The 20,467-nt window shown below is 51.0% G+C and carries 19 protein-coding genes, 1 tRNA gene and 2 rRNA genes; 6 read left to right on the forward strand and 16 right to left on the reverse strand.

Translation table 11 applies throughout. From position 1 onward, the window contains the following. Positions 1 to 100 precede the first annotated feature (100 nt). From rrf (AOY24_RS14495) to rrf (AOY24_RS14505), 3 genes are all read left to right on the forward strand, one after another. Positions 101 to 216 (forward strand): 5S ribosomal RNA (gene rrf / locus AOY24_RS14495). Between the two features lie 14 nt (positions 217 to 230). Then, positions 231 to 306: transfer RNA gene (locus AOY24_RS14500), tRNA-Thr, on the forward strand. Positions 307 to 346: 40 nt separating this feature from the next. Continuing rightward, positions 347 to 462: ribosomal RNA gene (rrf, locus tag AOY24_RS14505) — 5S ribosomal RNA — on the forward strand. Between the two features lie 106 nt (positions 463 to 568). Here the strand turns inward: rrf (AOY24_RS14505) and AOY24_RS14510 are convergent. The 7 genes from AOY24_RS14510 to AOY24_RS14540 all read right to left on the reverse strand — a co-directional run bounded on the left by AOY24_RS14510 (position 569) and on the right by AOY24_RS14540 (position 9,900). After that, a complete protein-coding gene (locus tag AOY24_RS14510) occupies positions 569 to 1,327 on the reverse strand; it encodes an amino acid ABC transporter ATP-binding protein (RefSeq protein WP_042324914.1) in 759 nt (252 codons plus the stop codon). Positions 1,328 to 1,334: 7 nt separating this feature from the next. After that, positions 1,335 to 2,438 carry an amino acid ABC transporter permease gene (locus AOY24_RS14515; protein ID WP_044263691.1) on the reverse strand — a complete coding sequence of 368 codons (1,104 nt, stop codon included), beginning with the start codon at positions 2,436 to 2,438 and terminating at the stop codon, positions 1,335 to 1,337. A gap of 9 nt (positions 2,439 to 2,447) precedes the next feature. After that, positions 2,448 to 3,629 (reverse strand): amino acid ABC transporter permease, encoded by a 1,182-nt coding sequence (locus AOY24_RS14520; protein ID WP_042998363.1) that lies wholly within the window; start codon positions 3,627 to 3,629, stop codon positions 2,448 to 2,450. A 69-nt stretch (positions 3,630 to 3,698) separates the two neighbouring features. Continuing rightward, complete coding sequence (locus tag AOY24_RS14525) at positions 3,699 to 4,724, reverse strand: amino acid ABC transporter substrate-binding protein (protein ID WP_042998362.1); 1,026 nt, start codon at positions 4,722 to 4,724, stop codon at positions 3,699 to 3,701. 425 nt (positions 4,725 to 5,149) lie between these two features. Further along, positions 5,150 to 5,371: a membrane protein gene (locus tag AOY24_RS14530; RefSeq protein WP_000825639.1), complete on the reverse strand. Its 222-nt coding sequence runs from the start codon at positions 5,369 to 5,371 to the stop codon at positions 5,150 to 5,152. Between the two features lie 240 nt (positions 5,372 to 5,611). Next, positions 5,612 to 8,725, reverse strand: coding sequence for an efflux RND transporter permease subunit (locus tag AOY24_RS14535; protein WP_054176875.1), 3,114 nt, complete (start codon positions 8,723 to 8,725; stop codon positions 5,612 to 5,614). Between the two features lie 11 nt (positions 8,726 to 8,736). After that, positions 8,737 to 9,900: an efflux RND transporter periplasmic adaptor subunit gene (locus AOY24_RS14540; protein WP_044263683.1), complete on the reverse strand. Its 1,164-nt coding sequence runs from the start codon at positions 9,898 to 9,900 to the stop codon at positions 8,737 to 8,739. 412 nt (positions 9,901 to 10,312) lie between these two features. Between AOY24_RS14540 and envR the strand changes: the two genes are divergently transcribed. Then, a complete protein-coding gene (gene envR / locus AOY24_RS14545) occupies positions 10,313 to 10,960 on the forward strand; it encodes an acrEF/envCD operon transcriptional regulator (RefSeq protein WP_042998359.1) in 648 nt (215 codons plus the stop codon). 27 nt (positions 10,961 to 10,987) lie between these two features. Here the strand turns inward: envR and AOY24_RS24005 are convergent, their stop codons facing one another. The 8 genes from AOY24_RS24005 to AOY24_RS14580 form a co-directional block, all read right to left on the reverse strand. Further along, the gene (locus AOY24_RS24005; protein ID WP_042998358.1) at positions 10,988 to 11,152 is read right to left on the reverse strand and encodes a DUF2556 family protein; all 165 of its coding nucleotides are present in this window, start codon (positions 11,150 to 11,152) and stop codon (positions 10,988 to 10,990) included. A gap of 82 nt (positions 11,153 to 11,234) precedes the next feature. Then, positions 11,235 to 12,119 (reverse strand): adenine-specific DNA-methyltransferase, encoded by an 885-nt coding sequence (yhdJ, locus tag AOY24_RS14550; RefSeq protein WP_044263680.1) that lies wholly within the window; start codon positions 12,117 to 12,119, stop codon positions 11,235 to 11,237. Between the two features lie 85 nt (positions 12,120 to 12,204). Beyond that, positions 12,205 to 12,501, reverse strand: a complete 297-nt coding sequence (gene fis, locus AOY24_RS14555; RefSeq protein WP_000462905.1) for a DNA-binding transcriptional regulator Fis — start codon at positions 12,499 to 12,501, stop codon at positions 12,205 to 12,207. A gap of 25 nt (positions 12,502 to 12,526) precedes the next feature. After that, the gene (dusB, locus tag AOY24_RS14560) at positions 12,527 to 13,492 is read right to left on the reverse strand and encodes a tRNA dihydrouridine synthase DusB (protein ID WP_044327070.1); all 966 of its coding nucleotides are present in this window, start codon (positions 13,490 to 13,492) and stop codon (positions 12,527 to 12,529) included. Between the two features lie 327 nt (positions 13,493 to 13,819). Beyond that, positions 13,820 to 14,560 carry a carbonic anhydrase gene (locus tag AOY24_RS14565; protein WP_054176876.1) on the reverse strand — a complete coding sequence of 247 codons (741 nt, stop codon included), beginning with the start codon at positions 14,558 to 14,560 and terminating at the stop codon, positions 13,820 to 13,822. A gap of 146 nt (positions 14,561 to 14,706) precedes the next feature. Continuing rightward, positions 14,707 to 15,588: a 50S ribosomal protein L11 methyltransferase gene (gene prmA, locus AOY24_RS14570; protein ID WP_042998347.1), complete on the reverse strand. Its 882-nt coding sequence runs from the start codon at positions 15,586 to 15,588 to the stop codon at positions 14,707 to 14,709. A gap of 11 nt (positions 15,589 to 15,599) precedes the next feature. Beyond that, positions 15,600 to 17,051 (reverse strand): sodium/pantothenate symporter, encoded by a 1,452-nt coding sequence (panF, locus tag AOY24_RS14575; protein ID WP_042998346.1) that lies wholly within the window; start codon positions 17,049 to 17,051, stop codon positions 15,600 to 15,602. Beyond that, positions 17,041 to 17,283, reverse strand: coding sequence for a YhdT family protein (locus tag AOY24_RS14580; RefSeq protein ID WP_042998345.1), 243 nt, complete (start codon positions 17,281 to 17,283; stop codon positions 17,041 to 17,043). Before AOY24_RS14580 ends, panF begins: the two co-directional genes overlap by 11 nt. Positions 17,284 to 17,862: 579 nt before the next feature. On the opposite strand from AOY24_RS14580, the gene AOY24_RS14585 reads away from it, so the two are divergent. Together AOY24_RS14585 and AOY24_RS14590 are read left to right on the forward strand one after the other, a co-directional pair. Then, positions 17,863 to 18,555, forward strand: coding sequence for an oligogalacturonate-specific porin KdgM family protein (locus tag AOY24_RS14585; RefSeq protein ID WP_161804588.1), 693 nt, complete (start codon positions 17,863 to 17,865; stop codon positions 18,553 to 18,555). Between the two features lie 28 nt (positions 18,556 to 18,583). Next, the gene (locus AOY24_RS14590) at positions 18,584 to 19,021 is read left to right on the forward strand and encodes a DoxX family protein (protein WP_044255997.1); all 438 of its coding nucleotides are present in this window, start codon (positions 18,584 to 18,586) and stop codon (positions 19,019 to 19,021) included. Between the two features lie 92 nt (positions 19,022 to 19,113). On the opposite strand, the gene accC is transcribed toward AOY24_RS14590, so the two are convergent. Continuing rightward, positions 19,114 to 20,463, reverse strand: a complete 1,350-nt coding sequence (gene accC, locus AOY24_RS14595) for an acetyl-CoA carboxylase biotin carboxylase subunit (protein WP_042998343.1) — start codon at positions 20,461 to 20,463, stop codon at positions 19,114 to 19,116. Positions 20,464 to 20,467 lie beyond the last annotated feature (4 nt).

The following is a 20,467-nucleotide window of genomic DNA, read 5'->3' on the forward strand; positions in this document are numbered from 1 at the left end:
CGGTACTAATGAACCGTGAGGCTTAACCTTACAACGCCGAAGCTGTTTCGGCGAAGAGATGACGCATTCAACTCAGCTTGATACAGATTAACAGAATTTGCCTGGCGGCTGTAGCGCGGTGGTCCCACCTGACCCCATGCCGAACTCAGAAGTGAAACGCCGTAGCGCCGATGGTAGTGTGGGGTCTCCCCATGCGAGAGTAGGGAACTGCCAGGCATCAAATTTAGCGTGCTGATATGGCTCAGTTGGTAGAGCGCACCCTTGGTAAGGGTGAGGTCCCCAGTTCGACTCTGGGTATCAGCACCACTTAATTAGGTTAAAGTTCGGCACAGTGGAAAAGAATTTGTCTGGCGGCTGTAGCGCGGTGGTCCCACCTGACCCCATGCCGAACTCAGAAGTGAAACGCCGTAGCGCCGATGGTAGTGTGGGGTCTCCCCATGCGAGAGTAGGGAACTGCCAGACATCAAACAAGTGAGAAGGCCATCCGAAAGGATGGCCTTTTTGCGTTTATACGCCGAAAAAACGGTAGGCCGGGTAAGGTGAAGCCGTCACCCGGCAGAGCAAACGACTAATGAATCACCTGAGACAGGAATGCTCGAGTACGTTCTGATTTAGGATGTGCAAAAAACTCATCCGGCGGGGCCTGCTCAACAATTTCCCCACGATCCATGAAGATCACCCTGTCAGCCACCGTTCTGGCAAATCCCATCTCATGCGTGACGCAAAGCATTGTCATTCCTGATTGCGCCAGGCCAATCATCGTATCCAGCACCTCTTTCACCATTTCGGGATCCAGCGCCGACGTGGGTTCATCAAAGAGCATAATTTTGGGTTTCATACATAGCGAGCGGGCAATGGCAACGCGTTGTTGCTGTCCTCCGGAGATCTGCCCTGGAAATTTATGTGCGTGCTCTGCAATACGCACACGTTCCAGGTAGTGCATCCCCAGCGCTTCGGCTTCTTTTACCGGCATCTTACGCACCCAAATCGGTGCCAGCGTACAGTTTTGCAAAACCGTCAGATGAGGAAAGAGATTGAAGTGCTGGAATACCATGCCGACTTCCTGTCGGACGCGCTCGATGTTGCGGATGTCTTCATTCAACTCAATGCCATCGACAATAATTCGTCCCTGTTGATGTTCTTCCAGATGGTTAATACAGCGGATGGTGGTTGATTTTCCCGAACCTGAAGGCCCACATAACACAATGCGTTCCCCCTGTTTAACGCGCAGGTTGATATCCTTAAGGACATGAAACTGTCCGTACCACTTATTGACGTTTTCCAGCGTAATCATCGCGTCGGCAGGTTGTATTAATAGTTGGCTCATAGAATCCTCAGTGCGGTGTACGCCCGGTGTTAAAGCGCTTTTCCAGATGCTGGCTATAGCGCGACATGCTGAAACAAAAAATCCAGTAAATCAGAGCAGCGAAGACATAGCCTTCTGTCGACATACCCAGCCAGGCAGGGTCAACTGTCGCTTGCTGCACGCTGCTGAACAGATCGAACAAACCGATGATGATGACCAGACTGGTATCCTTAAACAGGGCGATAATGGTGTTCACCAGTCCAGGGATCACCAGCTTCAGAGCTTGGGGAAGAATGACCAGCCCCTGGGTTTTCCAGTAGCCCAACGCCAGCGATTCTGCTGCTTCGTATTGCCCTTTCGGTAATGCCTGGAGCCCCCCACGAACCACTTCCGCGACGTAGGCAGACTGGAAGAGGATCACGCCAACCAGCGCCCGGATAAGCTTATCGATGCTGGTTCCTTCTGACAGAAACAGCGGCAGCATGACCGAAGACATAAACAGGACGGTGATCAGCGGGACGCCACGCCAGAACTCGATAAAAATGACGGATAAGATCCGCACGACGGGCATGTGGGAGCGACGTCCCAGTGCCAACAAAATTCCTAATGGCAGAGCCCCCGCGATCCCGACGGATGCGATGATTAAGGTCAGCGTCAGCCCACCCCATTGGCGTGTTTCAACGCGATCCAGACCAAGAAATCCGCCATACAACAGGAACCAGACAGTGATCGGGTAGATCACGGCCCAGACGACGATATAACGCCCGCGACCCGGCAACGCTTTCCAGAACATCGGCACAATGGAAGCCAACCCAATGATCAACGCCAGGTTGATACGCCAACGCTGATCATGTGGGTACAATCCATACATGAATTGTCCAAATCGTTCATGAATAAACACCCAGCAGGCGCCCGCTTTGGTACAGTCAGCACGCGTGGAGCCCACCCAGTTGGCCTGCAGGAACGCCCAGTTCAGCAAAGGGGGAATTAACTCCCACATCAGCCACAGACAGAACAGCGTCAGCAGGCTGTTTGACCAACTAGAAAAGAGGTTCTTCCGTACCCATACGATCGAACGACCAGGGCCGTTACTGGCCGGGCGCATGGGATGAGACAGCAGTGCTTTTGTCATCATGATTCCTTAGCGCTCAATGAGGGCGATTCGCCGGTTATAGATGTTCATCAGCAGCGAGATGCTCAGGCTGATGATCAGGTACACCGACATCGTGATGGCGATCGTTTCGATGGCCTGTCCGGTCTGATTAAGTACCGTCCCGGCGAACAGCGATACCATGTCGGGATAGCCAATGGCGGCGGCCAGCGATGAGTTTTTGACAATATTCAGATACTGGCTGGTCAGCGGTGGAATAATGACGCGAAGTGCCTGAGGAATGATGACCTGGCGAAGGGTCACAGTATTAGGTAACCCGAGAGAACGGGCGGCTTCATGTTGACCGTAGGGAACGGCCTGAATGCCTGCACGAATGATTTCGGCAATAAACGCCGAGGTATATACCGATAACGCCAGCGTCAGGGCTGCCAGTTCAGGAATGAGCACCATTCCGCCACGGAAGTTGAATCCGCGTAGTTGCGGGATATCCCAGTGCAGCGCCGCGCCAAAAAGCCAATGCGCGATGAGCGGCAGCAGCACAATCAGGCTTAATGCAGTAGGCCAGGTTCTGCGAAGTTGTCCCGTTTTCATCTGATGCATTTTATTGAAGCGGAACAGACCCACGGACAGCGCAATGGCAATCACTGCCGAGAGCACGAAAGCGAGTACGCCTTCCCCTAACTGCGGAGACGGGATATAGAGTCCCCGATTACTCAGAAAGACCATATCCAGCGCGCTTGCGGCCTGACGGGGGCCGGGCAAATTGCGCAGAACCGCGAAGTACCAAAAAAAGATTTGCAGCAGAGGCGGGATATTACGAAAGGTCTCAATATAAATCGTCGAGAGTTTACGCAGTAGCCAGTTATCTGAAAGGCGTGCCAGCCCGAGAAAGAAGCCGATAAATGACGCAAAGACAATACACAGCGCGGAAACCAGCAGCGTGTTAAGCAAACCCACCACAAAAACACGTCCGTACGTGTCACCCTGCTGATAGTCGATTAAGTGCTGGACGATGCCAAACCCAGCGCTACGGTCGAGAAAGGCAAAGCCCGAGGTAATGCCGCGACTGCTTAGATTATTAATCGTGTTATGAATGAGATAGATAGCAACTGCAACGACCGCAAGAATGGCGAGGATCTGGAACAGCCAGGCGCGGACCGCAGGGTTTGAAAAGGAGAGCGACCCTTTTACATTTGAGCGGCGATGGAACATAAGAAAGCCTCGGTAACCATAACTCTGAACTGAGCGCCGCTAGTGCGGCGCCCGTTACATCACAACGACTTAACGCACCGGCGGTGCGTATTGAATGCCGCCGTTATTCCAGAGATTGTTCTGTCCACGTTTGATCTTCAGTGGGCTTTCCGAGCCGACGTTGCGTTCAAAGATCTCCGCATAGTTACCCACCTGCTTGATGATGTTGTAAGCCCATTTATTGTCGAGCTTCAGATCTTTGCCGTAGTCGCCTTCTTTGCCCAGCAGATGTGCCATATCTGGTGTTGCCGGGTTCGCCGCTTTCTCATCGACATTCTTCGATGTCACGCCCATCTCTTCGGCATTCAACATGGCAAACAGCGTCCAACGCACAATAGAGAACCATTCGTCATCACCGCGACGAACAACTGGCCCCAGCGGCTCTTTCGAGATCACCTCTGGCAGTACAAGCCATTCAGCCGGGTTGCTGAGTTTGATGCGCAGGGCATACAGTTGGGACTGGTCAGAGGCGAGGGTATCGCAACGTCCGGACTCCAGCGCTTTTGCCGACTCATCTGAGCGGTCAAAAGTCACCGGGGTGTATTTCATGTTGTTGGCTTTGAAATAATCCGCCACGTTCAGTTCCGTATCTGTTCCCGCCTGAATACAAACGGTGGCACCATCTAACTCTTTCGCGCTTTTCAGACCCGCTTTGTTGTGGGTCAGGAAGCCAATGCCATCGTAATAGGTAACGCCAGTGAAGGACATGCCCATTCCTGCATCACGTGAGGAGGTCCAGGTCGTATTACGGGAGAGAAGATCGACTTCGCCAGACTGTAATGCGGTGAAGCGTTCTTTTGCGGTGAGAGGGGTATATTTTACTTTTGTATCATCTCCCAGGACGGCGGCGGCAACGCCACGGCAAACATCCACATCTATCCCGGAGAATTTCCCGTCTGCGTCAGCGTAAGAAAAACCGGGAAGACCGTCACTGATACCGCATTGTACGAACCCTTTCTTTTTTACAGCATCCAGCGTGGTTCCCGCATGTGCCTGATTGGCAACCGCAAGCAGCACACCGGCCGCAGCCAGTGTGGCTATCATCATCTTTTTCATAATGCATCCTGTGTGGCAAAGAAATTATTGTTATAGAGAGACGTTCTGCAACGTCTTTAACCTGTCTGTGGCATTGGCCATACTCTTCTAAGCAAAGGTAATGCCAGGTTTTGCGCGTGAATATCCGACGCAATAAGCAGAGTGTAGACAGGAAAAAATAAAAGCAGCGCCCTGAAATGGTGCGAAATTGAAACGTAAGCCACATTTTGGAGCAAAATATTTAAAATAATGCTCGCAAAATGAAATAACGATTTCAGGCGTGAATATCGAGAGCGTGAGTATTGAAAGATAAATGCGAAAAGAGAAAGGGGTGGACGTTATTGATTATTAAAATGTATTAGAACACGTATTTTTCAACACATTGAATGATATGAAAAACCGTATTCTTAGGCTAAGAGCGCGGCAAGTACCGCGCTCTGAGAATGTTATTTTGACAGTGCGATGATCCCCATCGTCAGGCCTGCAACCGCTGCGGCCCCGCCAGCAATGGCGCCTGCGGTTTCCCAGTTATCCTGAGTCGTCCCTTTCATACAGGTGTTGGTATGAACAAGACGTCCTTGATCATCATAAACCGGAACGCAGGGGGAATCGTGTGCACAGCCCGCCAGCAATGCAGTGAGCAATGCTACTGGAATTAATCTTTTCATGGTGTTACCTCAAAAATAAGCGTTCCGCTAAATGCAGCAACAGGGAATGCTGCTTTGCGAATACGAAATGAATTTTACCACCGCTTAAAAAAAGATTGGCATATGGAATAATCTCAATTCATGTGAATTGTAAAAATAATGAAGGAGTGAATTTAGTATTCCGCAGTGCAAATGACTATCTGTTTAATAAATAAAGATACCTGAAGGAAAAAGGCGTCCGTAGACGCCTTAATTTACACATTAACGCTGGGATTTGTTAAACCGGCCTCTGACGACCACAAAAAACACCGGGACAAAGAAGATAGCCAGCAGCGTTGCTGTCAGCATCCCTCCCATCACACCGGTTCCGACTGCATGCTGGGCGCCACTCCCTGCCCCGCGACTGATGACCAGCGGCATTACGCCGAGGATGAAGGCGAGTGAGGTCATCAGAATAGGGCGCAGGCGCATGCGCGCAGCCTCAAGCGTTGCCTCGATCAGGCCACGACCTTCTTTCTCCATCAGATCCTTGGCAAATTCCACGATCAGAATGGCGTTTTTCGCGGAAAGCCCAATCGTGGTTAACAGTCCGACCTGAAAATAGACGTCGTTATTTAGCCCACGCAGGGAAGCGGCCAAAAGGGCACCCACCACGCCGAGCGGGACCACCAGCATCACCGAGAACGGAATGGACCAGCTTTCATACAGCGCGGCAAGACAGAGGAACACGACGATCAGCGAGATAGCATACAGTGCCGGCGCCTGATTGCCGGACAAACGTTCCTGATATGACATCCCCGTCCAGTCATGACCAATACCATTAGGCAGTTTTGACGCGAGACTTTCCATCATGGCCATCGCTTCACCGGTGCTTCGACCGGGGGCAGCCTCACCCAACAACTCCATCGATGGCATACCGTTGAAGCGTTCCAGGCGCGGAGAACCATACACCCAGCGGGCTGAGCTGAAGGCTGAAAAAGGGACCATCTCGCCGTTAGCACTACGAACGTACAGATTATTGATATCTTCTGGCAGCATACGGAATTTCGCATCTGCCTGAACATACACTTTCTTTACTCGTCCGCGGTCAATGAAGTCGTTAACATAGCTGCCGCCTAACGACGCAGAGATGGTTTCGTTAATGTCTGACAGCGCAATGCCAAGCGCCTGTGCTTTTTCCTGGTCGACATCCAGCTTGAACTGAGGGGTATCCTCCAGGCCGTTAGGTCGAACACGGACCAGCAGATCGGAATGCTTAGCCACCATACCCATTAACTGATTACGTGCTGATGTTAGCGCTGTGTGCCCCAACCCCCCCTGGTCAAGCAGTTCAAAATCGAAACCCGTCGCGGTGCCCAGTTCAATTATCGCCGGCATGTTGAAGGGGAAGACCAGTCCATCCTGGATCTGGTTGAACGCGCGAGTTGCACGCGCAATTACCGCTTCAACGCTGTTTTCCTTGCCGCTACGCTCATCCCAGGGCTTCAGGCTGATGAAGGCCAGACCCGCGTTCTGCGCCTGGCCGCTAAAGCTAAAACCGTTGACCGTAAACACGCTTTCAACGTTCGCTTTTTCGTGAGTCAGGTAGTAATGGGTGACCTGATCCAATACATTTTGGGTTCGTTCCTGGGTTGAACCTGCGGGTAGCTGAACCATCGTCATGAATACGCCCTGATCTTCATCAGGCAGGAAGGAAGTGGGGAGACGGAAAAACAGTACCCCCATTCCGACAACAATCAGGATGTAAAGGAGCAGGTAGCGTCCGGTTTTGCGCACAATGCCGCTGACACTGTTGGTGTAGTGGTTAACGCTGAGATCAAATTTGGCATTAAACCAGCCGAAAAATCCGCCTTTCTTCTCGTGGTGTTCGGCGGACGCTGGTTTTAGCAGCGTTGCGCAAAGTGCCGGCGTCAGGATCAATGCCACCAGAACCGAAAGCGCCATTGCCGACACAATCGTGATGGAAAACTGGCGATAAATAGCCCCGGTGGAGCCGCCGAAAAAGGCCATCGGGATGAAGACGGCAGACAGCACCATCGCGATCCCAACCAGCGCCCCCTGGATCTGCGACATGGATTTCTCGGTTGCCTCTTTGGGCGGCAACTTTTCTTCCATCATCACCCGTTCAACGTTTTCCACTACCACAATGGCGTCATCGACCAGCAGGCCGATCGCCAGCACCATCCCAAACATCGTCAGGGTGTTGATCGAGTAGCCAAACGCCGAGAGCACGGCAAATGTACCCAATAGCACAACGGGAACCGCAATCGTCGGAATGAGCGTTGCGCGGATATTCTGTAAAAACAGATACATCACGAGGAAGACCAGGACGATCGCTTCGAACAGTGTTTTTACCACTTCGTGAATGGAGATCTTCACAAACGGCGTGGTGTCATACGGGTAAACCACTTTCATCCCTTGCGGGAAGAAGGGTTGCAGCTCAACGAGTTTGGTTTTAATCGCTTTGGCGGTATCCAGAGCGTTGGCCCCGGTCGCCAGTTTGATCCCCAGACCCGCAGCCGGTTTACCGTTAATTCGGGCGACAACGTTATAGTTTTCTCCCCCCAGCTCGATACGAGCGACATCTTTAAGGCGAACGACAGAGCCATCGCTGTTTACCCGTAATGTGACTTTGCCGAATTCCTCAGGATCTTTCAGTCGCGTCTGCGCAATGATAGAGGCGTTCAGTTGCTGCCCCGGTAGAGCAGGCGTTCCGCCCAACTGACCTGCTGCAATCTGGTCGTTCTGTATTTTTAGTTGATTGATCACATCGACCGGTGTGAGCTGGTACTTGTTCAGCCGATTCGCATCCAGCCAGATACGCATCGCGTACTGTGCGCCAAACAGCTGGACGTCACCTACACCGTTCAGGCGGCTGATCGTATCTTTTACGTTTGAGGCGACGTAGTCGGAGATATCGTCCTGGGTCGTTTGCGGATCGTCAGAGACAAACCCCGCCACCAACAAGAAACTGCTGCTCGACTTTTCTACGCTAATCCCTTGCTGTTGAACTTCCTGAGGCAGCAATGGCGTCGCCAGCTGCAGTTTGTTCTGTACCTGCACCTGGGCAATATCCGGGTCGGTTCCGGACTGAAAGGTTAACGTAATGGTCACGCTACCCGCAGAGTCGCTGGTGGAGGACATATACATCAGGTTATCGATACCGTTCATATTCTGTTCGATAACCTGAGTCACCGTATCCTGCACCGTTTGCGCATCTGCCCCTGGATAGTTCGCGGAAATGGCTACCGCTGGTGGCGCGATAGTTGGGTATTGCGCAACGGGCAGTTGCATAATCGCCAGAGCGCCCGCCAGCATCAGTATGATGGCCAGAACCCAGGCAAAAACAGGACGCCTGATAAAGAAATTTGCCATGTTCGGTTACCTTATTGCGCCGCTTTTGCCGCAGGAGTATTGGCATCCGTGGTAGCTTTCACTTTCGTGCCGGGATGGGCTTTTTGTAATCCGCTGACAATCACCTGATCGCCTGGATGTAGGCCTTCGCTAATCAGCCATTTGTCGCCGATAGCCTGCGAAGCGACAACGGCGCGTGGCTCAACCAGGCTCTGGTCATTGACGACCAGTACCGTCGCATCGCCACGAGGCGTACGCGTTACGCCCTGCTGGGGGATCAAAATAGCGTTGGGCTGAACGCCTTCGTCAATGCGAGCGCGAACAAACATCCCCGGCAGCAGAGCGTGCTGTGGGTTAGGGAAGACGGCGCGAAGGGTGATGGAGCCTGTGCTTTCGTCCACCGTGACATCCGAAAACTGCAATGTCCCTTTCAGGGGATACGCCGTACCATTTTCCATCACCAACTGGACGCTGCTGCTGGCGCTGTCTTTATGCAGGCTACCCTGTTCAACGGACTGCTTCAGTCGCATAAAGTCGCTGCTGGACTGTGTGACATCGACATAGATAGGATCGAGTTGCTGCACGGTAGCCAGTGCTGTTGCCTGGCCATTAGTGACCAGCGCACCTTCCGTCACGCTGGATTTGCCAATACGACCATCGATCGGCGAGGTGACTTTGGTGTAAGCAAGATTGATACGTGCGCTCTCCACTGCGGCTCGTGCGGCAATGACTGCCGCATCGGCCTGACGCGCATCTGCAATCGCCTGGTCGTATTCCTGTTGGCTAATGTATTTTGTCCCTACCAGCGGAACATAGCGCTTAACCGTCAGGTGTGCGATGGCGGCGGCAGCTTCACTTTTCGCCAGTTCCCCTTTCGCGCTATCGTAATCTGCCTGATAAGTGGCAGGATCGATCTGATACAGTGACTGCCCGGCCTGAACATCGCTGCCCTCGGTGAAGTTTCTTTTGAGAACAATACCACTGACCTGTGGACGAACTTCCGCAATGCGGAATGCCGAGGTGCGTCCTGGCAGTTCGGTGGTTACTGCTAATGGCGCGGCGGTAACCACATGAACGGTCACCTGCGGTTCGGTTGCCTGAGCGTGCTTATCTCCCTGATCGTTACAACCGGCAAGTAACGCAGCAGAGATGAGGATAAATGAGGGCAGGAGTGAAAACCTGGCATGTTTCGTCATTACTGTTCCTTAAAAACCAATAGCTCGTTATTTACCGGATAACGGTAAGGCGATAACGTGCACGAAGAAATAATAGTTGGCTATCCTACAAATTATTAGCGTGCGATGTAAGCGATAGTTATTTTATGGCCGGGTCTACGGCACGTAAAAACAAAAAAGTGATGGCTTTGTCTTTTCATTTTGTTTTTCTTTGTCATGCCTTGTTGCTGGCTAATATATTTGGAAATGTACATTTGTTGTATGAATGTTTTTGTTGGTTTTTATTTGTGGGGGTTATTTGATTGAATGTTTTGTGCTGAGGCTATTCGCTTTTGTTTCATCTCGGAACGGATGAGGTGATACAGTTCTTTTTGAACGGCAATTGTGAATTGCCATATTTCTGTTTTTTATCCTGCTCCTGAAACGATAACTTATGGCTAAAAGAACAAAAGCCGAAGCGTTAAAAACGCGACAACATTTGATTGAGACTGCAATCATCCAGTTTGCCACGCGAGGCGTTGGCAACACGACGCTTAACGACATTGCCGACGCGGCCCAGGTCACGCGGGGGGCTATCTACTGGCATTTTGACAACAAAACGCAGCTCTTCAATGAACTCTGGCAACAGCAACCGCCATTACGTGATCTTATTCAGGACCGGTTAGCTTTGCATGACTGCGATAATCCCTTGCAGCGGTTGCGCGAAAAGTTAATTGCCGGATTACAATATATCGCGGAAATTCCCCGGCAGCAGGCCTTGCTGCAAATTTTATATCATAAATGTGAATTTCATGAGGGGATGATATCAGAACAGGAAATACGCGAGAAAATTGGGTTTAGCCAGAGGGGACTACGCGACGCGTTGCAGGCGAGTATGACGGAAGGGTTAATTTCCAGAACCCTGGATTTAGACGTTGTGTTAATTATTATTCACGGTAGTTTTAGCGGGATCGTGAAAAACTGGTTGATGAATTCTACCCGCTACGATCTTTATCAGCAGGCACCGGCGCTGGTGGATAATGTATTAAGGATGTTAATTCCTGATGGATATGTCATGCAATTAACATCGGAAACCCTATAATCATTTCTCCTGTCTATCAATGGCACGCTATTGTAATTCGGTACAGTTGACCAGCTTGAGCGGATTGACAGAATCCATATTGCGGCATTTATCGACTTCTGTGGTGATCAGTTCAATCCACTGGATCAGTAACGCATCAAAAAGGAACACGGAGACCGCAAAAACAACCAGCCACCAATACTTACGAATCATTGCCAAATCCTGTGTATTCATGCCCAAGCGTGCAGGAAATATACACGAAAAATGCGTCCTGAAAAGCAGGCTTACAATGCTTTTACTTTGCTGTCATCTTCACCACATCTGACGCCGTTCGACTCTTTTTCGACAGGTTTTTCGTCTTTCTCTTTTTGATTTTCGTCAGCTCTTCCTGGGAGTAGTGTGAGCTGATGTTCAGCCGTCTGAGCCCCATCTTCACATACTCATTATTGACCTCAATACCGATGAATTTACGTCCCGATTCCACGGCCACAGCACCTGTCGTAAAGCTGCCGGCGAAGGGATCCAGCACCGTATCGCCAGGATTGGAGGAGGCCAGAACGATCCGTTTTAGCAGGGCGATAGGTTTTTGCGTCGGATGGTTTTCATATTCATCCATCAAATAACGCACGCGGGGAAATTCCCAGACATTGCCCGGAACTTTTTGCGTGTTGTAAGGCTGTGGTGGGTTTTTACGGTAGTCAATCAGCGCTCTTTTCGCACCGGTTTTGGTCTCAACCAGAATAGCGTCACTGTTGAAAGTGTACTGTCGGGCATCTTTGACCATCATCAGGATCGGTTCGTACATTGAGCCAAAGAATTTCTTCGCCTGCACGCCTGAACTGTCATAAGACCAGACAATCCGGCTTTTGATGGTAAACAGCGTTCTGCATTTGAGATCGATATGCGGCATGTTTTCGGTGCTGTTCATGATGTACATCGTGCCCTGTTTTTTCAGCACCCGATGACACTCCTCAATGCACGCGAACAGCCAGCCCAGGAAGATGTCTTCGTCCCAGGACTCGACCATCCCGTCAAAATCCTTTCCGATATTGTAAGGCGGGTCGGCAAAGATTAAATCGACGCTTTCAGCGGGGAGTTTCTTAAGTTCTGTCAGCGCATCTCCGTGGATGATCGACGCGGATTCATCACCAAAGTAGTGTGGCTCACATCGTGAGTTCATATCGGCTCCACAAAAGAGGCGTATAAAAAAGGCGCTTCCCCATGCCGAGTAGCGCCTTTTTAAACAAGCAATTAGCTAATCGAGATTAGTTCATGCCGTATTTTTTCAATTTTTTACGCAGCGTACCACGGTTGATGCCCATCATCAGGGCAGCACGGGTCTGGTTACCACGGGTGTATTGCATCACCATGTCCAACAGGGGCTGTTCTACTTCAGCCAGTACCAGCTCATAGAGGTCATTAACATCCTGACCGTTCAGTTGAGCAAAATAGTTCTTCAGTGCCTGTTTAACCGAGTCACGCAGGGGTTTTTGGGTTACCTGATCCTGAGAGTTAACGGTAGAAACGGTCAGTACGTCAGAATTTACGCGTTGTTCGAACATAGTTCTGTCAGCTCTTTATTTCTGTTTACGCAAAATTTTCGAAGTATGCCTCCAACGCCTCCAGCTGTTCGCTGGCATCCTCAATGGCGTTGAATGTGCGCCGAAACTGGTCATTTGGAGCGTGCTCCTGGAGATACCAGGAGACGTGTTTACGCGCGATTCGGTACCCTTTTGCCTGGCCATAAAAGTCATGCAGTTCCCGAACATGCGCACAAAGCAAGCGCTTAACCTCTGCCAGAGGCAGGGGGGATAGCAACTCCCCAGTGTCCAGATAATGCTGGATTTCCCGAAAGATCCAGGGTCTTCCCTGAGCTGCGCGGCCTATCATCAGGGCATCAGCCCCCGTATAGTCAAGCACAGCTCTGGCTTTAAGCGGGTCAGTAATGTCACCATTCGCGATAATCGGAATGGAAACTTTCTGCTTAACTGCCCGAATACTGTCGTACTCAGCGTCTCCATTGAACAAACAGGCGCGGGTGCGTCCATGAATGGTCAGAGCCTGAATGCCACAGTCTTCAGCCAGTTGGGCAATCTCTACGCAGTTACGGTGTTCCGGAGCCCAGCCGGTGCGAATCTTCAGGGTCACAGGAACGTCCACTGCATTAACCACCCCGGTTAGTATCGACTTCACTAAATCCGGGTACTGCAAGAGGGCTGAACCTGCGAGCTTGCGATTCACTTTTTTAGCCGGACACCCCATATTGATATCAATAATCTGGGCGCCGCTTTCCACGTTAATCCGTGCGGCATCGGCCATCTCAACAGGGTCGCTACCGGCAATTTGCACCGTGCGAATTCCTGGCTCATCAACGTGCACCATCCGTAAACGGGATTTGTCGCTTTCCCAAACCTGCGGGTTAGACGACATCATCTCGGATACGGTCAATCCGGCTCCCATCTCATAACACAGCGTCCGAAAAGGTCTGTCAGTGATGCCAGCCATGGGCGCTGCGATCAGGCGATTTCTAAGCTGGTATTGTCCGATGCGCATGAGTTAAGAAATGACCATACTGTGACTGCAAGGCGGCGTATATTACGCATTTTTTGCACGAGATGAAAGGCCAAACTTTGACCAATCCTCTGCGGTGGATCAAAGAATCGCCGTTAACGTCAACGCCATAAAATAATTAGCCATACAAATCATTGCATTACAAAAGCGTGACGAAATTCTGTACGCTTATAATTTTGCGTAACTTCTCATTTTTTCTTCGAATCTGCGCGGGCTTGCAAGATAATCTGCTGAATTAATCAGCAGATTATCTTGAGTTAATGTGACATCGCTCTCATTTCAGCAGATGATTGCGCAACGCATCGGTCATCACTCGACCACGACACGACCGTTCAGCGGTTGGGGCGGACGATTATTGTCATGATGCATCGTATGGCTGAATTTTTCTAACTGCGCGGCGGACAGCGTCAGAGGGTGCTTCATGACAATCCAGGTTACCCCTTCAGAGCAGGGCGGTGTGGTCAGTGAACCGCTGAAACGCCAAAAGCGTTTGTTTTTCGGCAGCAGGGCATTCAGATCCATTTGTGAGGTGACGTTAGCGTCCTGCCCGGTTTGTTCAGGCATAGTCGCCCACAGTTTGTCCAGCTCAGTGTTTGCCGCCCCTTTATCAAACATGACCGCAACAACGGCGATAGCACCATTTGCGTCTTTGTGCACAAGATGCATTTCCATCGCGTAATGTTTACCGTGAACCGTATTTTCGCTTGGGGCATGAAAGTGGAATTGCTGCAATGTAAACGGAGTCCCGTCAATCGCGATGGTATCAGCCGTTGCGCTCTTTAACGCGGCCTGGATTGTGTGACCGTTGTTAATGAGAGTAATGGGGCCCTCAGTGTAGTGGGTTTTCAGGGGCTTCAGGTGGGCATTTGCCGACTGGTCGATGTTTATTGGGGACTGATTCATCCCGGGCTGACAGGTTTTATACTCTTCACTGAGTGCGCCCCAGTGTTCCGGGGATCCTTCACCCTCATAGCTCCAGTGTGACGCCATCGCGGTGGATGACATGATGCTTAACGCGAGAAGCGTTGCCTTGCTCAAAAAAGGGTTCATGAAATTCTTCCAATGAATAAAATAGTTTTTTATATTTGCAACTTCAATGAGTTACGCGTCTATTTTACCGTATGAGAGGAAGAGGAAGGAGCGGGCGAAATGCTGAAAAACGTGGCCGGTAGTACGGCCACGCGCGGGAGACAGGGTTACTTCTTACGGCCCGTGATTCGACACCACTCTTCTTTCTCCACCACCGGATCGAGAGCGAAGAGATCGGCATAAGCTTCACAAACACTTTCCGCCTGGCTGGCAAGGATACCGGAAAGGCCCAGCAGACCGCCTGTAACGGGCAGGACGCTGATTAACGGTGCCAGCTCGCGTAATGGGCCTGCCAGAATGTTGGCGACCACTACGTCGGCTTTCATGGCGTCTGGCTGATCCTGTGGCAGGTAGAGTTCAAGACGTTCTGATACACCATTACGCTGGGCGTTATCACGGCTGGCCTGAATCGCCTGCGGATCAATATCGATACCGATCGCTTTTGCGGCGCCCAGTTTCAGTGCGGCAATTGCGAGGATGCCGGAACCGCAACCAAAGTCGATAACGGTCTTACCGGTTAAATCGAGACTGTCGAGCCACTGCAGGCACAGTGAGGTGGTGGGATGAGTGCCGGTACCAAACGCCAGACCGGGGTCGAGCATTACGTTGACGGCATTTTCATCCGGCACGTCGCGCCAGCTTGGGCAGATCCACAGGCGTTCGCCAAAACGCATGGGGTGGAAGTTATCCATCCACTCGCGTTCCCAGTCCTTATCTTCCAGTTGTTCAATTTTATGCGCGAACCCGACGCCCAGCAGCGGATGGTGTTCCAGGATGGCGACGACTTCTTTCATGTCGGTTTCGGCATCAAACAGACCGATAACGTCGGTGTCGCCCCACAGGCGTGTTTCGCCCGGCAATGGCTCAAAAACCGGCGTGTCGTGCGTGTCCTGGAAGGTGATGGAAACGGAACCCGCTTCCATCAGGGCATCGCTCAATGCTTCCGCGTTAGCGCCCGTCGTGTTCAGTTTTAATTGGATCCATGGCATGGCAAAACTCTTTATTTATCAGTAGTCAATACAGCGGCTTGCGGGGCAGGAGAACCGAAACGGTTTCCGACCAGGAAAGCCAGCAAACTTAGCAGCAACGAGGGCACAATCGGATGGAAGCCCAGGTACTGAACGTTAAAGGTGGCGAGAATCGCATACAGCACGCCGCCGACAATCATCGCACTCAGCGCTCCGGTCGCATTCGCGCGCTCCCAGTAAAGGCCAAGCACCAGCGGCCACAAGAACACGGCTTCCAGACCGCCAAACGCCAGCAGATTCAGCCAGATGATCATCTCTGGCGGTTTCCAGGCGGCAAGTAAGAGCAGCGCGCCTAAGATGAGGGTGATCATCGCCGATATTCGTTTCAACCGCGTCTCGTTCTGCAACTGTTCCGGGCGAATATTAAGATAGAGATCTTTAATGATCGTAGCGGAACTTTGCAGCAACTGGGCGTTGATCGTCGACATAATGGCCGCCATTGGCGCGGCAAGGAAGATCCCGGCGGCGAAAGGCGGCAGCACTTTGACCATCAGCGTGGGGATCACCAGATCCGGCACCGTCAGGTCAGGGATAACCGCACGACCCAGCGCGCCGGCAAGATGCATACCAAACATCAGGATCGCCACCACGATGGTACCGATGATTATCCCGCGGTGTACCGCTTTGCTGTCTTTGTAGGAGATGCAGCGCACCGCCGTATGCGGCAGACCGATCACACCAAAACAGACCAGTACCCAGAATGAGGTCATAAAGGTCGGAGACAGAATGTCATCGGCGCCCTGCGGTGAAACCAGTTTTGGGTCGATGGTGTTTAAGGTCTCTACGGCATGGCTCAGGCCACCGGCCGCATGCACGATACCGACCAGCAGCACGATGGTGCCAATCAGCATCACCAGTCCCTGCATTGTGTCGTTAAGTACGCTGGCACGAAAGCCGCCGAACGCGGTATACAGCGCGATACTGATACCGAAAATCAGCAGGCCTGTTTCATAGGGAATACCCGCCGCCGTTTCCAGCAGGCGTGCGCCGCCGATGAACTGCACGGTCATGGCACCGACAAACGCCACGAGCAGGCTGAGGCTCGCCAGCCACACCAGCAGGCGACTCTGGTAGCGGGCAAACAGCATGTCGTTGAGGGTGACGGCATTATAGCGACGGGCAAGGATGGCGAATTTCTTGCCGAGTATCCCCAGCGAAAGCCAGACGGCGGGAAGCTGAATCATCGCCAGCAACACCCATCCCAGTCCGTATTTATAGGCCGCACCAGGTCCACCAATAAATGAGCTGGCGCTGATGTATGTCGCGGTCAGGGTCATCGCCAGGACGATCCCCCCCATGGAACGGCTACCCAGAAAATATTCATTCAGGAAGGTGCCGGTCTGCCGTTTACGCATGGCATAAACAGAAAGACCGAACACAACAACCAGATAGGCAACCAGCGGCAGAATGACTTCAAGCTGCATCGTCATCCTCCAGGGGAATGTCACGATAGATAAATTTCACCATGGCCCAGCACAGCAAAATGAAGATCAGCGGTGTTAACAGGCAAGCCATTTCAAACCAGTGCGGCAACCCGGTTATGCCCGGCGTCACCCCTGGAATGTAAGCTGCGGCGAGCCAGGCAGCCAGATAGAGAAGGGTCAGCCATAGCGCCCAACGCGCTTCTTTATTGGCCTGAACAAAACGTTTGTCCATTTTTTGTCCCTTGTTGAAAAAGAAAGCGGGGATTGTACCTTAAGCCGCTGGTCAGGGGGGAGAGAAAGGTGGCGGCTGAAGAACGATCTTGCCCCTGTGGGGTGAGGAGACAAAATAATCACGATCAATTAATCAAAACGAACTGTTCTGAAAATCAACGTATTCTATTTTTATTTTTCTATTTTTGTTTTAGATAATAATATTGATTACTCTCGTTTTTATTGGGCAAAGTACCTAAATTAGATAGCTCCTCCGTTATTAATTAATAATAAGGCGACTAACGGTATGTTATTAATTAATGACGTAATAAGCTGTGACGACTATATAAAGTCGATGAATGCGCTGTTTTTTCTCAATGGCTATTTATATGGATGTTTTCTTATGCCTCTTATTTTGCTCGCCAGATCTCATATTTTATTAATGACTGCAATTTACAGGGTGATATAACAATAATATTCTTAACCGGCGCTGAACCTGTTATCGGGTTTTCTGAGTAGCGAGATTCTCAGTGGCAATGCCTTTTCTTAATTCTGTCAGAGACGGAAAGGTCTTTTTTTGCGTTCATACATGGACTTTAATATGAAATTAAATAAGAGAATGACTATTAGTGCGGTGGCAATACTGGTTAGCTGCAATGTCCTGGCCGCTGAATCTGTTATCGATTTACGTCACGACTACTTCGATGATGGAAAAATTAATAAAGATCGTATCTATTTTGCGCATCGGTTTGATAACCAATTCGGTTTCTCTGTCGAGACCCGTTATAAATCAAGTGGTGACGATGCAAATGAGCCTTTTAATGAATTAGATAATAACGGTAGTGAAGCCACTATCAGCTATCGCTTTATCCTTAATCCCAAAATGTATCTGATCCCTGCTTTTAATATTGATAGTAATTCGGGTAATACCATCTATAAACCTAACCTGTTACTCGGGACCGTACTGGGTAATGGTTTTTATCTGAACCTGCGCTATCGTTATGATTACACCTTGCAGGATAATGAAGACCTGAATAATAAAGCAACTGGGCGTTATGACGCGTGGCTTGGCTATAAGACCGGTGACTGGAAGTTTGAATACAACTTTGTTTACTTACATGCCAATACCGATATTTATAATGAAAGTCACACTGACTATGAGCATGACATGAAGGTCGCCTACTCTGTCACCAAAAACTGGGCACCTTATATTGAGATTGGCAATGTCTCCGTTAACAGACTGCAAGACGACAGGCAAACACGTTTCCGGATAGGTTTCCAGTATACCTATTAAAGCAAGGGATGAAATGGAGTTGCACAGAATGTTAAAACAATGGAATGAAGTATTTCATCGATATACTAATAACCCGGATGCGGCAAAATTAATACTGCGGGTGGTTTTTGGCGGACTCATGCTATTTCATGGCGTAGCGAAAGCGAAACACGGACTTGGCGCAGTCGTGTTCCTGCTGGAATCTCACCATTTGCCGGCTTTTATCGCGTGGGGATCGTTCATCGGCGAAATCGTCGCGCCGTTAATGCTGATTCTCGGCGTCATGACACGTTATGCGGCGGCAATTTTTACCTTCACAATGCTGTTTGCGACATATCTGGTGATGGACGGGAAAGTATTGGCTCTGACGCCTCAGGGATCATGGGCCCTGGAGTTACAGGCTATATATCTGTGTGGTGGGTTTTGTATGCTCTTTCTGGGTGGTGGAAAATATTCCGTAATGTCTGAATTTTCTTCTCGCCGGTAAAAAGAGAAGGCCCGAAAATTCGGGCCTTAGAAGAAGATAAATCGGTGTAAAAAAATGGGCTCTTCCGAGCCCATTTTGCTGTGCACCGAGAATTACTTCTCAGTGAGGCCGAGCTTTTTCTCCAGATAGTGGATGTTAGTACCACCTTGCTGGAAGTGCTCGTCGTTCATGATGCGCGTCTGCAGATCAACGTTGGTTTTAATACCGTCGATGATCAGTTCCTGCAGCGCGTTTTTCATGCGGGCAATCGCCACATCACGGGTTTCGCCGTAGCAGATAAGCTTGCCGATCATGGAGTCATAGTATGGCGGTACGGTGTAACCGGCATAGATATGCGACTCCCAGCGCACGCCAAAACCGCCTGGCGCGTGGAAGCGGGTGATTTTACCCGGGCTCGGCAGGAAGGTGTTCGGGTCTTCAGCATTGATACGGCATTCCACCGCGTGGCCTTTGACCTGCACCTCTTCTTGCTTGATCGACAGCGGCTGGCCAGCAGCAATGCGCAACTGTTCTTTGATCAGGTCAACACCGGTGATCATTTCGGTAACCGGGTGTTCAACCTGAATACGGGTGTTCATTTCAATGAAGTAGAACTCGCCGTTTTCGAACAGGAACTCAAAGGTGCCCGCGCCGCGATAGCCGATATCCACACAGGCTTTCGCGCAACGCTCGCCAATGAAGCGACGCAGTTCTGGGGTAATACCCGGTGCCGGTGCTTCTTCGACGACTTTCTGGTGACGACGCTGCATAGAGCAGTCACGTTCCGCCAGATAAATCGCGTTACCCTGACCGTCTGCCAGCACCTGAATTTCGATGTGGCGTGGGTTCTCGAGGTATTTCTCCATATAAACCATGTCGTTGCTGAAAGCTGCTTTCGCTTCCGCTTTGGTCATGGAGATGGATTGCGCCAGTTCGGCATCGCCGCGTACTACGCGCATACCGCGACCGCCGCCGCCGCCGGACGCCTTGATGATAACCGGATAGCCGATGCGTTTTGCATGGGCACGGTTCGCATCCATATCGTCGGTCAGCGGGCCGTCAGAACCCGGTACGGTCGGGACGCCAGCTTTCTTCATCGCGGTGATCGCCGATACTTTGTCACCCATCAGACGGATGGTGTCCGCTTTCGGGCCGATGAAGATAAAGCCAGAGCGTTCAACCTGCTCAGCAAAGTTGGCGTTCTCAGAGAGAAAGCCATAACCCGGGTGAATCGCTACCGCGCCAGTGATTTCAGCGGCGCTGATGATAGCCGGGATGTTCAGATAGCTTTTTACGGACGGAGCCGGACCAATACAAACCGTCTCATCCGCCAGCAATACGTGTTTTAAATCGCGATCCGCGCTTGAGTGCACAGCGACAGTCTTGATACCCAGTTCTTTACAGGCACGAAGAATTCGCAATGCAATCTCGCCGCGGTTGGCGATAACAATTTTATCCAGCATGTTC

Source organism: Citrobacter sp. CtB7.12, from assembly GCF_001297795.1.
GTDB classification, from domain to species: domain Bacteria; phylum Pseudomonadota; class Gammaproteobacteria; order Enterobacterales; family Enterobacteriaceae; genus Citrobacter_A; species Citrobacter_A amalonaticus.

Bases quoted from the DNA above. Each gene is read 5' to 3' on its own strand.
- AOY24_RS14510 (WP_042324914.1), bottom strand. From the start codon at position 1,327: ATGAGCCAACTATTAATACAACCTGCCGACGCGATGATTACGCTGGAA.
- AOY24_RS14515 (WP_044263691.1), bottom strand. From the start codon at position 2,438: ATGACAAAAGCACTGCTGTCTCATCCCATGCGCCCGGCCAGTAACGGC.
- AOY24_RS14520 (WP_042998363.1), bottom strand. From the start codon at position 3,629: ATGTTCCATCGCCGCTCAAATGTAAAAGGGTCGCTCTCCTTTTCAAAC.
- AOY24_RS14525 (WP_042998362.1), bottom strand. From the start codon at position 4,724: ATGAAAAAGATGATGATAGCCACACTGGCTGCGGCCGGTGTGCTGCTT.
- AOY24_RS14530 (WP_000825639.1), bottom strand. From the start codon at position 5,371: ATGAAAAGATTAATTCCAGTAGCATTGCTCACTGCATTGCTGGCGGGC.
- AOY24_RS14535 (WP_054176875.1), bottom strand. From the start codon at position 8,725: ATGGCAAATTTCTTTATCAGGCGTCCTGTTTTTGCCTGGGTTCTGGCC.
- AOY24_RS14540 (WP_044263683.1), bottom strand. From the start codon at position 9,900: ATGACGAAACATGCCAGGTTTTCACTCCTGCCCTCATTTATCCTCATC.
- envR (WP_042998359.1), top strand. From the start codon at position 10,313: ATGGCTAAAAGAACAAAAGCCGAAGCGTTAAAAACGCGACAACATTTG.
- AOY24_RS24005 (WP_042998358.1), bottom strand. From the start codon at position 11,152: ATGATTCGTAAGTATTGGTGGCTGGTTGTTTTTGCGGTCTCCGTGTTC.
- yhdJ (WP_044263680.1), bottom strand. From the start codon at position 12,119: ATGAACTCACGATGTGAGCCACACTACTTTGGTGATGAATCCGCGTCG.
- fis (WP_000462905.1), bottom strand. From the start codon at position 12,501: ATGTTCGAACAACGCGTAAATTCTGACGTACTGACCGTTTCTACCGTT.
- dusB (WP_044327070.1), bottom strand. From the start codon at position 13,492: ATGCGCATCGGACAATACCAGCTTAGAAATCGCCTGATCGCAGCGCCC.
- AOY24_RS14565 (WP_054176876.1), bottom strand. From the start codon at position 14,560: ATGAACCCTTTTTTGAGCAAGGCAACGCTTCTCGCGTTAAGCATCATG.
- prmA (WP_042998347.1), bottom strand. From the start codon at position 15,588: ATGCCATGGATCCAATTAAAACTGAACACGACGGGCGCTAACGCGGAA.
- panF (WP_042998346.1), bottom strand. From the start codon at position 17,051: ATGCAGCTTGAAGTCATTCTGCCGCTGGTTGCCTATCTGGTTGTTGTG.
- AOY24_RS14580 (WP_042998345.1), bottom strand. From the start codon at position 17,283: ATGGACAAACGTTTTGTTCAGGCCAATAAAGAAGCGCGTTGGGCGCTA.
- AOY24_RS14585 (WP_161804588.1), top strand. From the start codon at position 17,863: ATGAAATTAAATAAGAGAATGACTATTAGTGCGGTGGCAATACTGGTT.
- AOY24_RS14590 (WP_044255997.1), top strand. From the start codon at position 18,584: ATGTTAAAACAATGGAATGAAGTATTTCATCGATATACTAATAACCCG.
- accC (WP_042998343.1), bottom strand. From the start codon at position 20,463: ATGCTGGATAAAATTGTTATCGCCAACCGCGGCGAGATTGCATTGCGA.